A 13,937-nucleotide genomic window follows, 5' to 3' on the forward strand; every position below is an offset into this window, starting at 1 on the left:
GGGCTCGGGAGAGGGAGGGTCACGGGCAGGTGGAGCGCAGGACGATCGGCGCGGGGGCGCTCGAGGTGGGAGCCGTCGGTCTCGGGTGCATGCCGATGAGCTGGGCGTACAGCGGCTCGCGGCAGCGGGGCGACGAGTCGCTCCGGGCGGTGCACCGGGCACTGGACGCGGGTTCGTCCCTGCTGGACACCGCCGACATGTACGGCCCGTTCACCAACGAGCTGCTGGTGGGGCGGGTGCTGAAGGAGCGGCGCGAGGACGCGTTCGTGTCGACGAAGGTCGGTCTGCTCGTCGGTGAGCAGCACATCGTGGCCAACGGCCGTCCCGGGTATGTGAAGCGGGCCTGCGACGCCTCGCTGCGGCGCCTCCAGACGGACGTCATCGACCTCTACCAGCTGCACCGGGCCGATCCCGAGGTGCCGGTCGAGGAGACCTGGGGCGCGATGGCCGAGCTCGTCCGGGCGGGGAAGGTGCGGGCGCTGGGGCTGTGCGCGGTGGGGGCCCGGGGTGGTCGCCGATCGGGCGGCCTCTACGACGGAACGATTCGGCAGTTGCGGCGCGTCCAGCAGGTCTTCCCGGTGAGCGCCGTGGAGGCGGAGCTGTCGGTGTGGTCGCCCGAGGCGCTGGACACCCTGCTGCCCTGGTGCGACTCGCGCGGCGTGGGCTTCCTGGCGGCGATGCCGCTCGGCAACGGCTTCCTCACCGGCACGCTCACCCCCGGCCAGGGCTTCGAACGGGACGACATGCGCGCCCGGCACCCCCGCTTCACCGCCGAGATGATGGCCGCGAACCAGCCGATCGTCGCCGGTCTGCGCCGGGTGGCCGCCCGGCACGGCGGGACCGTGACGGCGGCGCAGGTGGCCGTGGCCTGGGTGCTGGGACAGGGCCGGCACGTGATCCCGGTCCCGGGCGCCAAGCGGGAACGCTGGGTGACGGAGAACGCGGCGGCGGCCGGCCTGCGTCTGACGCCACAGGATCTGACGGAGGTGGCGGAGCTGCCCGGGGCCCAGGGATCGTGGGAGTAGCACCGCTTTCGGGTCGTGATGGCCGGGATCGGGAACCCGTGAGGCCTGAACCGCGTAGGACAGGTGAAGCCCGCCGCAGGAACCGCCGTGTCGAAGGGACCGTGATCGTGCAACGTCGAGCTGTTTCAGCCGTGTTGGCCGCGAGTGCTCTGCTGGTGACGGCCGGCTGCTCCTCCGGCATCGGAGGGGCCCCGGGCGCCTCCGCCAGTGCGTCCCCGAGTCGTACGGCGGCCCAGGCCCCCCCGTCCGCCGAGGAGACCCCGCCCGCGAAGGGCACGGTCAAGGTGGTGCGCACGGTCGCCGAGGGCCTGAACACGCCCTGGGGCCTGGCGCCCCTCCCCGAGGGCGGCCTCCTGGTCGCCTCACGCGACGAGGGCACGATCACCCGGGTGGACACGGAGACGGGCGGGAAGACCGAGCTGGGCGAGGTGCCGGGGGTCTCGGCGGCCGGCGAGGGCGGCCTGCTGGGCCTCGCCCTCTCCCCCGACTACGCGGCGGACCACATGGTCTACGCGTACTTCACCTCGGCCTCGGACAACCGCGTCGTCCGGATGCTCTACGACCCCGCGCGGCCCGCAGGCGACCGGCTGGGGGCGCCCGACACCGTCTTCAAGGGCATCCCCAAGGGCATGATCCACAACGGTGGCCGGATCGCCTTCGGTCCCGACCGGCTGCTCTACGTCGGCACCGGCGAGAGCGGCGACCGGGGCCTGGCCCAGGACAAGAAGTCCCTCGGCGGCAAGATCCTCCGGCTGACCCCGGAGGGCGAACCGGCCCCCGGCAACCCGTTCCCCGACTCCCCGGTGTACTCGTACGGGCACCGCAATGTGCAGGGGCTGGCCTGGGATTCCAAGCAGCGCCTGTTCGCCGCGGAGTTCGGCCAGGACACCTGGGACGAACTGAACGCGATCGTGCCGGGCGCCGACTACGGCTGGCCGACGGCCGAGGGGAAGTCCGAGGACACGAAGTTCCGGAACCCGACAGCCCAGTGGCACACCGACGACGCCTCGCCCAGCGGCATCGCCTACGCCGAGGGCTCGGTCTGGATGGCGGGGCTGAAGGGGCAGCGCCTGTGGCGGGTCCCGCTGAAGGGCACGGCGGCCTCGGCGGATCCGCAGGCCTTCCTCCAGGGCGAGTACGGCCGGCTGCGCACCGTGGTGTCGGCGGGCGGCGACAAGCTCTGGGTCACGACCAGCAACACGGACGGCCGGGGCGACCCGGAGAAGGGAGACGACCGGATTTTGGAGCTGCGGGTCAGCTGAGCGACGGCGTCACTCGTCCCGCGCCTCCGCGTCCGCCTCCTCCACCGGCTCGGTCGGCCGCACCACGACCTTTCCGGACGCGAGGTCTATCGGCCCGCGACCTGGGTCACCGTCGCCGACGTCCTCCCTGGTCAGTTCCAGCCGGTTCTGCTCGTCCCGGGTGTGCTTGCGGCCCGGCGCGAAGAGGTCCTCGAATGCGTTGAACATCGTTCTCCCATACCGGGCCGGGTCACGTTCGGTGGCCTGTACGGCTCCTCCCTGATGGCTTGCCCCATTATCGCGCGATCAGCCGTTCTTCGGCCGTCGGCGGGAACAGCCCCAGCCGGTGGGCCACCGCCGCCGCCTCGCCGCGGCCGGAGACGTCGAGCTTGGACAGGATGTTCGAGACATGGACGCTCGCCGTCTTCGGGGAGATGAAGAGCACCTCGGCGATCTGGCGGTTGGTGCGGCCGGCCGAGACCAGGCGCAGGACGTCGCGCTCCCGGTTGGTCAGGCCCAGCGCCGTCAGGGGGTCGGTGGGGGCGGCCGGGGTGTCCGGCGGGCCGGCGGGGGTCAGGGTCAGGCGGGCGCGCCGGCCGAGAAGAGTGACGGCCTCGGTGAGGGGACGGGCGCCGAGGTGGGCGGCGACCGCGTGGACGAGGCGCAGCAGCTCGGCTGCCCGGTCGCGTTCGTCGTCCCCGCCGACGGACAGGAGCGCCTCGGCCAGGCGGTGCCGGGTGCGGGCGAGGTCGTAGGGCCGTTCCAGGCACTCGAAGGCGGCCACCACCTCGGACCAGTCCTCCGGGTCGGTCCGGCCCTCGGCGCGCAGGAGTTCGGCGCGGACCCAGCGTTCGTGGGCCTGCCAGACGGGGGCGATCGTGGCGAGCCTCTTGGCGGCCGCCCGGACGCGGTCGAGGAGGTCGGCGCGGCCGGGGTCGGCCGCGGGCAGCGCGCGGGCGTCGCCCTCGGCGGAGGCCGCGGCGAGCAGCAGCGGCCAGGCGTAGCGCTGGGTACCGGGCTGGAAGTCGCGGTCGAGGGCGCGCGCGAAGTGGGCGCGGGCGTCCAGGGGGCGGCCCTGGGCCGCGGCGAGTCCGATGGCGAGGCGGGTGAGGGGGAGGTGGTTCTGGGGGGCGTGTTCATGGGAGCCGAAAAAACCCTGTGCCGCGGCCAGTTGACGGCCGGCCTCGGCGAGGTGGCCGCGGGCCAGGGCGAGTTCGGCGACGAGGGTGGCGTGGAAGCCTCGGACCGCCACGCCCTGGCTCACCCGTCCGGCGGCGGCGCAGGCCCGGGCGGCCTCGTCCCAGCGGCCCAGGGAGAGGAGGGACTCGGCGAGGTTGCCCCACACCCACGCCTCGGAGTCGGGCGGCCCGTGCCGCTCGGCGAAGGCGAGGCCCTCCTCCAGGATCGGGACGGCCTCCCGGGAGCGGCCGATCCCCTCCAGTTCGGAGGGGAGGTTGACGTAGGCGTTCAGTGCGACGGAGGGGGTGCCTTCGGCGAGGGCCTGTTCCCTGACCTCGTACAGTTCCGCGAGTCCCGTCTCGATGTGGCCGGCGTCGACCATGAGGACGCCGAGGACCTGGCGGGCGTCGAGCTCGAGCTCGCGGGAGCCGACCAGGCGGGCGTACTCCACAGCCCGCTCGGCAGCCCCGTAGGCGTCGGGGCCGGGAGCGTGGACCAGGGACCAGCAGGCGATGTGGGTGAGCACCTCGGCGTGCACCTCGTTGGGCGGCAGACCGCGCAGGAGGTCCTGCGCGGTGGCCAGCTCCTCGCGGCCGCTGCCCCGGCCCAGCGAGTGTGTCAGCCGGGAGCGCTGCACCCAGAACCAGGCGGAGCGCAGGGGGTCGTCCTCGTCCTCCAGCAGGCGCAGCGCCCGCTTGGTGATCTTCAGTGCGCGTTCGCGTTCCCCGCAGTAGCGGCCGGCGACGGCGGCCTCGGCCATCAGGTCGAGGTAGCGCAGCGGTGTGGTGGCCGGATCGCAGCCGCAGGGGGGATAGGCCTCCGTGTAGTCGACGGGGCGCAGAGCGGCCCGGATGTCCTCGGGCGCCGTCTCCCACAGTTCCATCGCCCGTTCCAGCAGCCGCAGTTGCTCGCTGTAGGCGCGTCGGCAGCGGGCCTCGACGGAGGCGTCCAGGACTGCGGGGAGGGCCTTCGCCGGGTCGTGCGCGCGGTACCAGTAGCTGGCCAGCCGCATGACGCGCTCGTCGGCGGGGACGAGGGCCGGGTCGGCCTGGAGTGCCTCGGCGTAGCGGCGGTTGAGGCGGGCGCGTTCGCCGGGGAGCAGGTCGTCGCTCACCGCCTCGCGGACCAGGGAGTGGCGGAAGCGGTAGCCGTCGCCGTCGGGGGTGGTGAGCAGGATGTTGGCGCCGACGGTGGCGCGCAGCGCCTCGATGAGGTCGTCCTCGGCGAGCCTGGCGACGGCGTCGAGCAGCCGGTACTCGACGGTGGAGCCGCCCTCGGCGATGATCCGGGCGACCTTCTGGGCGCTGTCGGACAGCGCCTCGACGCGGACGAGCAGCAGGTCGCGCAGGGTGTCGGTGAGGCGGGTGCAGCAGCCTTCGTGGGCTGCCACGGCGAGTTCCTCGACGAAGAAGGCGTTGCCGTCGGAGCGTTCGAAGATGTCGTCGACCTGGGCGGGGTCGGGTTCGGCGGCGAGGATGCCGGCGATCTGGCGGCAGACCTCGTCGCGGGTGAAGCGGGCGAGTTCGAGGCGCTGGACGGTACGCAGCCGGTCGAGTTCGGCGAGCAGGGGGCGCAGCGGATGGCGGCGGTGGATGTCGTCGGCGCGGTAGGTGGCGAGGACGACGAGCCGGCCGGTGCGCAGGGTGCGCAGCAGATAGGACAGCAGGTGGCGGGTGGAGGCGTCGGCCCAGTGCAGGTCCTCCAGGGCGACCACGACCGTACGTTCGGCGGCGACGCGCTCCAGGAGGCGGGCGGTGAGTTCGAAGAGGCGGGCCATGCCCTCCTCGTCGTGACCCCGTCCGGGTGTGGTCTCCCGCAGTTCGGGCAGCAGCCGGGCGAGTTCCCCCTCCTGGCCGGCCGCGGCGGCGGCCAGTTCGTCCGGCAGGGCTCGGCGCAGGGCGCGCAGTGCGGTGGAGAACGGGGCGAACGGCAGTCCGTCGGCGCCGATCTCGACACAGCCGCCGAGCGCGACGACGGCGCCCCCGCGGTGGGCGGCCGCGGCGAACTCCTCGACGAGCCGGGTCTTGCCGACCCCGGCCTCACCGCCGATGAGCAGCGCCTGTGGCTCTCCCGCGGCGGCACGGGAGAGCGCGCCGTTCAGGGTGTGCAACTCGTCGGCGCGACCGACGAATACGGGGCTGACGGACCTGGTCTCCACGGGGGCGAGCATCGCACGCTGGTGCGACGACGGCCCAGCGGATATCGCCGGGGTCCCGGCGGGAGGGCGGCCGACCCCCGTGCGGCCGCCCTCCCCCGCCCCCGCGTTCACGCCGGCCGGGCGAACCGGAGCCGTCGCAGGAGATGGGGATGCGACTCGCTCCCGGCGCCGCCGTCCGCCCGCTCGGCGGCGGCGCGTTCGGCGGCCTCGCGGCGGGCGGCGCGACGGCTGCGGACGGCCTCGCGGGCCAGTCGCTCGTGCTCGGCCCGGCTGCGCAGATCGGCGGAACGGGCCTGCTGAAGCTCGTACTCGTACATGGTGTGTCCCCTGAGAGGTGTTGTTCCGGCTTCGCTCTTCGCGATGCCTCAACCTTCGTCTCCCAGGGGGGTCCGCCACATCGGGAGAGTTCCGCATCTTCGGCGGCGGACGGCGCCTTAGACGCGACTGAGGGGCCTTAGGACGTCCCGTGAGTGACTCACGGTCGTCTAAGACCCCTCGTGGCCTGCGGGTACTCAGCTCGCGGACGGCAGTCCGAGCAGGGCGTCGGTGTACTTGAGCACGGCCAGCAGCAGGCCGATGACGCCGAGCGCGACGCCGGCCCAGGAGACGGACTTGATCCAGGGGGCCTGCGACCTGCCGGGGGCGCCGAAGGCGGGCAGAGCCAGGACGACCACACCGACGATCAGCGCGACCAGCGCGAACAGGCCGGCCCACAGCGCGGTGGTCTGCCAGGCGTCGCCGTAGACCTCCTTGATCTGGGTGGCCACGCCGGCGCTCGACGAGGTCTGGAGCTGCCCGACCAGCGTCTCGCGGGCGGCGGCGACGGTGCCGATCCAGCCGCCGGTGAGCGACACGAAGCCGAGCGCGGCGGAGACGACGGCTCCGGCGCCCTGGCCGACGCCGGTGGAACCGGCCGCCTGGTCGGCGCCCTCCTCGGCGAGGACCTCGTCACCGTCCTGCGTGTCGTCGGCATCGTCCGCGTCGACGGCGGTGGCGTCCTCCGCCTTCGTCCCGGTCGCTTCGTCCGGCGCCTCGGTCTTCGTGACGTCCACCTTCTCCTCGTCGCGCTTCGCCTCGGTACCGGATTCCGTGCCGGCCTCGTCCACAGTCTTGGTTCCCATACCTCGCACCGTACGGACGCTCTCTGAGAGGTCCCTTAATGATCGTTGTGAGCGCCGCGCGCGCGTGCGTCGCGCCACTCCTGGGCGAGCACGGACCACACCTCGAGGTCGTGCCGCACCCCACGATAGGGGTAGGACTGCCGGCGGACGCCGTCGCGGGTCATTCCCAGCCGCCGGGCCACGTCCAGGCTGGGGGTGTTGCCCGCGGAGGCGACCCATTCGACCCGTTGGATCCCGCGCCGCTCCACCGCGAAGTCGATCAGCACCCGCATGGCCCGGGTGACCAGACCGCGTCCGGTACCGGCGGGTTCCAGCCAGCAGCCGACCTCGCAGTTCGCGGCCTCGGCGTCGAAGTTCAGGAAGAGCACGCCGCCCACGAGCGTGCCGTCCAGCCACAGGCCGTGCAGCGAGCCGGTGTCGGCGGCGCGCATGTCGGCGTACCTCTGGAGCGCCTCCCGCGCGGTGGTCACGTCGGTGGCCTTCGAGCCGAAGGGGACGTACTGGTTGATGAACTCCCTGCCCCGCTCGAGATGCGCCAGGAACTCCTCGGCGTGCCAGGGCTCCAGCGGGCGCAGTTCGGCCCCGTCGTCACCCAGCGATATCGCGTACATCCGGCCGCCGCTCCTTCTCCAGTGCCTGCACTGCCTCGGTGAGCCTCTCATGGGCGGCACGGCACTCGGGCGGCTCGATGCTGATCCGCGGCAGGTGCCGGTCGAGCCGGCGGGGCAGCCACCAGTTGGCGCTGCCGAGCAGGTGCATGAGGGCGGGTACCAGCAGCGTCCGGAGCACGAAGGCGTCCAGGGCGACGGCGGCGGCGAGGGCGATGCCGAACATGGCGATCACCCGGTCGCCGCTGAGCACGAAGGCGAGGAAGACCGAGATCATGATGACCGCGGCGGAGTTGATCACCCGGCTGGTCTCGGCGAGGCCCACGCGGACGGCGCGCCGGTTGTCGCCGGTCTCCAGCCACTCCTCGTACATCCGGCTGACCAGGAAGACCTGGTAGTCCATGGAGAGGCCGAACAGCACCGACACCATGATCACGGGAAGGAAGGGCTCGACGGGCCCCGCGCGGCCGAGCCCCAGCAGCTCGCTGCCCCAGCCCCACTGGAACACGGCCACGACGATCCCGAACGCGGCGGCGACGGCGGCCACGTTCATCACGGCGGCCTTGAGCGGTATGCCGACGGACCTGAACGCGAGCAGGAGCAGCAGACAGCCCAGGCCGATGACGACGCCGACGAACAGCGGGAGCTTGCCGACGATGACGTCCGCGAAATCGTCGTAGCCGGCCGTCACCCCGCCGACGTGCACGTCGAGGGAGGTGCCGGTCTCGGCGCGGGGCAGCACCTCGGTGCGCAGCCGGTCGACGAGCTCGCTGGTGCGTTGCGACTGCGGGGCGGACCCGGGGACGACGGTGAGGTACGCGGTGCGGCCGCCGGAGCCGAAGGTCACCGGTGTCACCGAGGCCACGCCCTCGGTGCCGCGCAGGACGGTGTCGAGGTTGTCGAGGGCGAGCCGGTCCGCGGCGCCCTCGACGCGGGTCACCAGCGTCAGCGGACCGTTCACACCGGCGCCGAAACCCTCGGCGAGGAGGTCGTAGGCCTGCCGGGTGGTGGCCGATTCGGGGCCGTTGCCCTGATCGGAGGTGCCCAGGCGGAGGGAGAAGGTGGGCAGGGCGAGGGCGGTGATGACGACGAGCGCGAACGCGCCGAGCAGCTTGGGGTGGCGCTCCACGAACGCCGACCAGCGGGCGGCGAGCCCGGTCGGCAGCTCCGGCCGGGGTCCGTGTTCGGCGAGCCTGCGGCGTTCGCGGCGGCTGAGGGCGCGCATCCCGATGAAGGACAGCAGGGCGGGCAGCAGTGTCACGGAGGCGGCGACCGTGAGGACCACGGTCAGGGAGGCGGCGACCGCCACGCCGCTCAGGAAGCTCAGCCGCAGGATCAGCATGCCGAGCAGGGCTATGCACACCGTGGCGCCCGCGAAGACGACCGCGCGTCCGGTGGTGGCGACGGCACTCGCTGCGGCCTCGGGGACCGTGAGCCCCCGCTTCAGTCCGCGCCGGTGTCTGGTCACGATGAACAGCGCGTAGTCGATGCCGACGCCGAGCCCGATGAGCAGGCCGAGCATGGGCGCGAAGTCGGCGACGGACATGGCGTGTCCGAGGAGCACGATGCCCGCGTACGCGGTGCCGACGCCGACCAGGGCGGTGGCGATGGGCAGGGCCGAGGCGGCGAGCGAGCCGAAGGCGAGGAACAGCACGACCGCGGCGACGACCACGCCGACGATCTCGGCGAGATGTCCGCCGGAGGACTCGGTGAGGCCGATCGCGGAGCCGCCCAGCTCCACCTGGAGGCCGTCGCTCTCGGCGGCTTCGGCGGCGTCGACGACGGCCCGCGCCTCGTCCTCGTCGACGTCCTCGGCGCGGTCCTCGAAGGTGACGGTGGCGTACGCCGTGTGCCCGTCCTTGCTGATCCGCGCCGTGCCCGGGTCGTCGTAGGGGCCGGCGACAAAGGCCACGCCGGGCAGCTCGGCGATCTCCTCCAGCGCGCGGTTCACGGCCTGTTCGACGTCGGCGGCGCGGACGGAGCCCGAGGCGGCGTGCCAGACGACGGTGTCGCTGTCGCCGCCGAGGTCCGGGAAGCCCTCCGTGAGCAGCCGGGTGGCGCGGTCGGACTCGGTGCCGGGGACCTCGTAGTCGTCGGAGTACGCGGAGCCGACGGCGAGCGCGGCGGTCGCGGTGCCGCCGAGAGCGAGCAGCCAGATCAGTACCGCCGTGAGGCGGTTGCGAACACACCAGTGTGCGAGGACTGCCACTTGACGTGCTCCCGGAGGGTGAATTGTGGATCTTTGACCGGGAACCGTCGCGCCTGACCTGAACAGCCCGCAAAGAACGTATGAGCGATGTGGAGCCACTCTTACAGGCGAAGTTGATCGTTTGTCGCGTTCGTGGGGCTTTTCACAGGAGTGGGAGGCGGATCACAGGACAATAACGGCCGCTGTGTCAGGCCACGTCGGGCACGTGTCAGTCGGCCTGGTCGCCGATCGCCATCACCATCACCCCGGCGATCAGCAGCCACAGCGCGCGCCGGGTACGGCCGCGGGATCCCAGGAGGGCGGCGAGGGCGCAGACCGCGGCGCCGAGGGCGTAGGCCGCCGGGACGAAGGCGGGGGCGGAGCCGGTGAGGCGCATGAGGGATGCGGCGAGTCCGGCGAGGGTGAGCAGCGCTCCGGTGCCGATCGCCGTCCAGCGGGCCCGCCGGGCGTCGTCCTCGGTGCCGTGTTCCTCGTCCGTGTCGCCGTCCGTGTCGTCGTCCGGGTCGGCCGCGTCGGCCGCGTCGGCGGCTTCGGCGGCTTCGGCGGCGTCGGCGGCTTCGGCGGTGACGTTCGTTCCGGCCTGCGGGCCGTCGTGTATGTCGTCCTGTGTGTCGGAGTCGGTTCGTGCCCTCATGGCGGGCGAGCGTAGCGCGTCGAGCTGAGAAGAGAGACGCCCAGGGGGAATGCGCCGGTGCGGCGCATTCCCCCTGGGCGCGAGGAGAGCGGCGGGCTCAGCCCTCGCTGACGCCCAGCTTCTCCAGGATCAGCTCCTTGACGCGGGCCGCGTCGGCCTGTCCGCGCGTGGCCTTCATCACCGCGCCGACCAGAGCGCCGGCCGCGGCCACCTTGCCGCCGCGGATCTTGTCGGCGATGCCCGGGTTGCCGGCGATGGCCTCCTCGACGGCGGTGGTGAGCGCGCCCTCGTCGGAGACGACCTTCAGACCGCGCTTGTCGACGACTTGGTCCGGGGTGCCCTCGCCCGCGAGGACGCCCTCGATGACCTGACGGGCCAGCTTGTCGTTCAGATCGCCCTTGTTCACCAGCTCGGTGACCCGGGCGACCTGCTCCGGCGTGATCGCCAGCTCGTCCAGCGGGACGCCCGACTCGTTGGCGCTGCGGGCCAGTTCGCCCATCCACCACTTACGGGCGGAGGCCGCGTCGGAGCCGGCCTCGATGGAGGCGATGATCAGGTCCAGCGCACCGGCGTTGAGGATCGACTGCATGTCGGTGGCGGAGATGCCCCACTCGGCGACCAGCCGGTTGCGGCGGACCAGCGGCAGCTCCGGCAGACCGCCCCGGATCTCCTCGACCCACGCGCGGGACGGGGCGATCGGCACCAGGTCGGGCTCCGGGAAGTACCGGTAGTCCTCGGCCTCCTCCTTCACGCGGCCCGAGGTCGTCGACCCGGTGTCCTCGTGGAAGTGACGGGTCTCCTGGATGATCGTGCCGCCGCCGTTCAGCACGGCGGCGTGCCGCTGGATCTCGAAGCGGGCCGCGCGCTCCACGGACCGCAGCGAGTTCACGTTCTTCGTCTCGGACCGGGTGCCGAACTTCTCGCGGCCGTGCGGGCGCAGCGACAGGTTCACGTCGCAGCGCATCTGGCCCTGCTCCATGCGGGCCTCGGAGACACCGAGCGCCTTGATGAGCTCGCGCAGCTCACGGACGTACGCCCGCGCGACCTCGGGGGCGCGCTCGCCGGCTCCCTCGATCGGCTTGGTGACGATCTCGATGAGCGGGATGCCGGCGCGGTTGTAGTCGAGCAGGGAGTGGGACGCGCCGTGGATACGGCCGGTGGCGCCACCGACGTGCAGCGACTTGCCGGTGTCCTCCTCCATGTGGGCGCGCTCGATCTGCACCCGGAAGGTCTCGCCGTCCTCCAGCTGTACGTCGAGGTAGCCGTCGAAGGCGATCGGCTCGTCGTACTGGGAGGTCTGGAAGTTCTTCGGCATGTCCGGATAGAAGTAGTTCTTCCGGGCGAAGCGGCACCACTCGGCGATCTCGCAGTTCAGCGCGAGACCGATCTTGATCGCCGACTCGATGCCGATCGCGTTGACGACCGGAAGCGCGCCGGGCATGCCGAGGCAGGTGGGACAGGTCTGCGAGTTGGGCTCGGCGCCCAGCTCGGTCGAACACCCGCAGAACATCTTCGTCTTGGTGCCGAGTTCGACGTGGACCTCGAGGCCCATGACGGGGTCGTACGACGCCAGCGCGTCCTCGTACGACACAAGGTCGGTCGTGGTGGTCACGGTGAAACTTCCCTCTCAGCCCAGCAGGACGTCGTCGTCGCCCAGCCGCTTCAGCTCGCGGTAGAGGATGGCGAGGCCGGTGACGATGGCGACGGCGGACACGGTGGCGTCGATCAGGACCAGGGTGTCCTTCTCGGTGCGGGCCTTCTTCAGCCGCTTGGCGACGCCGAACGCGCCGAACGCGGTCCCGGCGATGGACAGGTACGTACCGGACTTGGACTTCTTGAAGCCCTTGGCCTTGTTCAGTGCGCTCACAGCGACGGAGCCTCCTCGAGAAGCGGGTGACCCCACCTTTCCACGAAGGCGGCCTCGACGGCGGCGCCGACCTTGTACAGCCGGTCGTCCTTCAGCGCCGGGGCGATGATCTGCAGACCGACCGGGAGGTTGTCCTCCGGGGCGAGCCCGCAGGGCAGCGACATGGCCGCGTTGCCCGCGAGGTTGGTCGGGATGGTGCACAGGTCGGCCAGGTACATCGCCATCGGGTCGTCGGCACGCTCGCCGATCGCGAAGGCGGTGGTCGGCGTCGTGGGCGACACGATCACGTCGACCTGCTCGAAGGCCTTCTCGAAGTCCCGCGTGATGAGCGTGCGGACCTTCTGGGCGGAGCCGTAGTAGGCGTCGTAGTAGCCGGAGCTCAGGGCGTACGTGCCGAGCATGATGCGGCGCTTGACCTCCGGGCCGAAGCCCGCCTCACGGGTGAGGGAGGTGACCTCCTCGGCCGAGTGGCTGCCGTCGTCGCCGGTCCGCCGGCCGTAGCGCAGGCCGTCGAAGCGCGCCAGGTTGCTGGAGCACTCGGAGGGGGCGATCAGGTAGTACGCCGACAGCGCGAGGTCGAACGACGGGCAGTCCAGCTCGACGATCTCGGCGCCCAGCTCCTTCAGCAGGGCGACGGACTCGTCGAACCGCTGGATGACGCCGGCCTGGTAGCCCTCGCCGCGGAACTGCTTCACGACGCCGACCCGCATGCCTTCGACGCTGCCGTTGCGGGCGGCCTCGACGACCGGCGGGACGGGCGCGTCGATGGACGTGGAGTCCAGCGGGTCGTGCCCGGCGATGACCTCGTGCAGCAGCGCCGCGTCCAGGACCGTACGGGCGCAGGGGCCGCCCTGGTCGAGGGAGGACGAGAAGGCGACCATGCCGTACCGCGAGACCGCGCCGTACGTCGGCTTCACGCCGACCGTGCCGGTGACGGAGGCCGGCTGGCGGATGGAGCCGCCGGTGTCGGTGCCGATGGCCAGGGGCGCCTGGAAGGAGGCGAGCGCGGCGGAGGAGCCGCCGCCGGAACCGCCGGGGATCTTGGTGAGGTCCCAGGGGTTGCCGGTCGGCCCGTAGGCGCTGTTCTCGGTGCTCGACCCCATGGCGAACTCGTCCATGTTGGTCTTGCCGAGGATGACGACGTCGGCGGCCTTCAGCCGCTTGGTGAGCGTCGCGTCGTACGGCGGGATCCAGCCCTCGAGGATCTTCGAACCGACGGTCGTCGGGATGCCCTCGGTGGTGAAGATGTCCTTGAGCGCGAGCGGGACGCCGGCCAGCGGGCCGAGCTTCTCGCCCCGCTCCCGCTTCTCGTCCACGGCGCGGGCCTGGGCCAGCGCGCCCGCACGGTCGACGTGCAGGAAGGCGTGGACCTTCTCGTCGACGGCCTCGATGCGCGCCAGGTGCGCCTCGGTGACCTGGACGGCCGTGAGCTCGCCGGAGGCGATCTTCACGGCGGTCTCGGCGGCCGTGAGCTTGATGATGTTGACGTTGTCCGTCATGGCGGTTAGTCCTCCCCCAGGATCTGCGGCACCTTGAAACGCTGCTGCTCCTGGGCCGGGGCGCCGGAGAGCGCCTGCTCGGGGGTGAGCGACGGACGGACCTCGTCCGCCCGCATGACGTTCGTCAGCGGGAGCGGGTGCGAGGTCGGCGGTACGTCTTGGTCGGCGACCTCGCTGACGCGGGCGACCGCGCCGATGATGTCGTCCAGCTGTCCCGCGAAGTGTTCGAGCTCTTCGGGCTTCAGCTCCAGACGCGCCAGCCGGGCGAGGTGGGCGACCTCCTCGCGCGTGATGCCAGGCATGCAGCGTTCCTCTGGGGTGGAGTGAGTGTGTGGTTTGGGCCCAATCCTATGGGGCGGGGCCCCATACCCGTGAAACGCGCTGCACCGGCGGGCG

General features: G+C 72.2%; 13 protein-coding genes. 2 read left to right on the forward strand and 11 right to left on the reverse strand.

Features of this window, described 5'->3' with window-relative positions; translation table 11 throughout:
* Positions 1-29: 29 nt before the first annotated feature.
* A complete protein-coding gene (locus ACFWBD_RS21105) occupies positions 30-1,025 on the forward strand; it encodes an aldo/keto reductase (RefSeq protein WP_385668706.1) in 996 nt (331 codons plus the stop codon).
* A 101-nt stretch (positions 1,026-1,126) separates the two neighbouring features.
* A complete protein-coding gene (locus tag ACFWBD_RS21110) occupies positions 1,127-2,287 on the forward strand; it encodes a PQQ-dependent sugar dehydrogenase (RefSeq protein WP_385668709.1) in 1,161 nt (386 codons plus the stop codon).
* A 9-nt stretch (positions 2,288-2,296) separates the two neighbouring features.
* On the opposite strand, the gene ACFWBD_RS21115 is transcribed toward ACFWBD_RS21110, so the two are convergent.
* From ACFWBD_RS21115 to gatC, 11 genes are all read right to left on the reverse strand, one after another.
* A complete protein-coding gene (locus tag ACFWBD_RS21115) occupies positions 2,297-2,494 on the reverse strand; it encodes a DUF6191 domain-containing protein (protein ID WP_385668712.1) in 198 nt (65 codons plus the stop codon).
* A 67-nt stretch (positions 2,495-2,561) separates the two neighbouring features.
* The gene (locus ACFWBD_RS21120; protein WP_385668716.1) at positions 2,562-5,615 is read right to left on the reverse strand and encodes an AAA family ATPase; all 3,054 of its coding nucleotides are present in this window, start codon (positions 5,613-5,615) and stop codon (positions 2,562-2,564) included.
* Positions 5,616-5,710: 95 nt separating this feature from the next.
* Complete coding sequence (locus ACFWBD_RS21125; protein WP_385668719.1) at positions 5,711-5,920, reverse strand: hypothetical protein; 210 nt, start codon at positions 5,918-5,920, stop codon at positions 5,711-5,713.
* A gap of 195 nt (positions 5,921-6,115) precedes the next feature.
* Positions 6,116-6,724, reverse strand: a complete 609-nt coding sequence (locus ACFWBD_RS21130) for a hypothetical protein (protein WP_385668722.1) — start codon at positions 6,722-6,724, stop codon at positions 6,116-6,118.
* Positions 6,725-6,759: 35 nt separating this feature from the next.
* A complete protein-coding gene (locus ACFWBD_RS21135) occupies positions 6,760-7,335 on the reverse strand; it encodes a GNAT family N-acetyltransferase (RefSeq protein ID WP_385668725.1) in 576 nt (191 codons plus the stop codon).
* A complete protein-coding gene (locus ACFWBD_RS21140; RefSeq protein WP_385668728.1) occupies positions 7,313-9,541 on the reverse strand; it encodes an MMPL family transporter in 2,229 nt (742 codons plus the stop codon). Before ACFWBD_RS21140 ends, ACFWBD_RS21135 begins: the two co-directional genes overlap by 23 nt.
* 208 nt (positions 9,542-9,749) lie before the next feature.
* Positions 9,750-10,175 (reverse strand): hypothetical protein, encoded by a 426-nt coding sequence (locus ACFWBD_RS21145; RefSeq protein ID WP_385668731.1) that lies wholly within the window; start codon positions 10,173-10,175, stop codon positions 9,750-9,752.
* A 97-nt stretch (positions 10,176-10,272) separates the two neighbouring features.
* A complete protein-coding gene (gatB, locus tag ACFWBD_RS21150; RefSeq protein WP_385668734.1) occupies positions 10,273-11,787 on the reverse strand; it encodes an Asp-tRNA(Asn)/Glu-tRNA(Gln) amidotransferase subunit GatB in 1,515 nt (504 codons plus the stop codon).
* 15 nt (positions 11,788-11,802) lie between these two features.
* Entirely contained in the window at positions 11,803-12,042 is a 240-nt protein-coding gene (locus tag ACFWBD_RS21155; RefSeq protein WP_385569869.1) for a hypothetical protein, read from the reverse strand.
* Positions 12,039-13,541, reverse strand: a complete 1,503-nt coding sequence (gene gatA / locus ACFWBD_RS21160; protein WP_385668737.1) for an Asp-tRNA(Asn)/Glu-tRNA(Gln) amidotransferase subunit GatA — start codon at positions 13,539-13,541, stop codon at positions 12,039-12,041. Before gatA ends, ACFWBD_RS21155 begins: the two co-directional genes overlap by 4 nt.
* Positions 13,542-13,546: 5 nt before the next feature.
* Positions 13,547-13,843 carry an Asp-tRNA(Asn)/Glu-tRNA(Gln) amidotransferase subunit GatC gene (gatC, locus tag ACFWBD_RS21165; protein ID WP_007384860.1) on the reverse strand — a complete coding sequence of 99 codons (297 nt, stop codon included), beginning with the start codon at positions 13,841-13,843 and terminating at the stop codon, positions 13,547-13,549.
* Positions 13,844-13,937: the final 94 nt, after the last annotated feature.

Origin of the sequence: Streptomyces sp. NPDC060002 (genome assembly GCF_042737245.1) — a bacterium.
Lineage (GTDB): Bacteria > Actinomycetota > Actinomycetes > Streptomycetales > Streptomycetaceae > Streptomyces.

What these genes read in the sequence shown, in the direction of transcription:
- ACFWBD_RS21125 (WP_385668719.1), bottom strand. Translation starts at nt 5,920, where the DNA reads ATGTACGAGTACGAGCTTCAGCAGGCCCGTTCCGCCGATCTGCGCAGC.
- ACFWBD_RS21115 (WP_385668712.1), bottom strand. Translation starts at nt 2,494, where the DNA reads ATGTTCAACGCATTCGAGGACCTCTTCGCGCCGGGCCGCAAGCACACC.
- gatA (WP_385668737.1), bottom strand. Translation starts at nt 13,541, where the DNA reads ATGACGGACAACGTCAACATCATCAAGCTCACGGCCGCCGAGACCGCC.
- gatC (WP_007384860.1), bottom strand. Translation starts at nt 13,843, where the DNA reads ATGCCTGGCATCACGCGCGAGGAGGTCGCCCACCTCGCCCGGCTGGCG.
- ACFWBD_RS21145 (WP_385668731.1), bottom strand. Translation starts at nt 10,175, where the DNA reads ATGAGGGCACGAACCGACTCCGACACACAGGACGACATACACGACGGC.
- ACFWBD_RS21120 (WP_385668716.1), bottom strand. Translation starts at nt 5,615, where the DNA reads ATGCTCGCCCCCGTGGAGACCAGGTCCGTCAGCCCCGTATTCGTCGGT.
- ACFWBD_RS21135 (WP_385668725.1), bottom strand. Translation starts at nt 7,335, where the DNA reads ATGTACGCGATATCGCTGGGTGACGACGGGGCCGAACTGCGCCCGCTG.
- ACFWBD_RS21130 (WP_385668722.1), bottom strand. Translation starts at nt 6,724, where the DNA reads ATGGGAACCAAGACTGTGGACGAGGCCGGCACGGAATCCGGTACCGAG.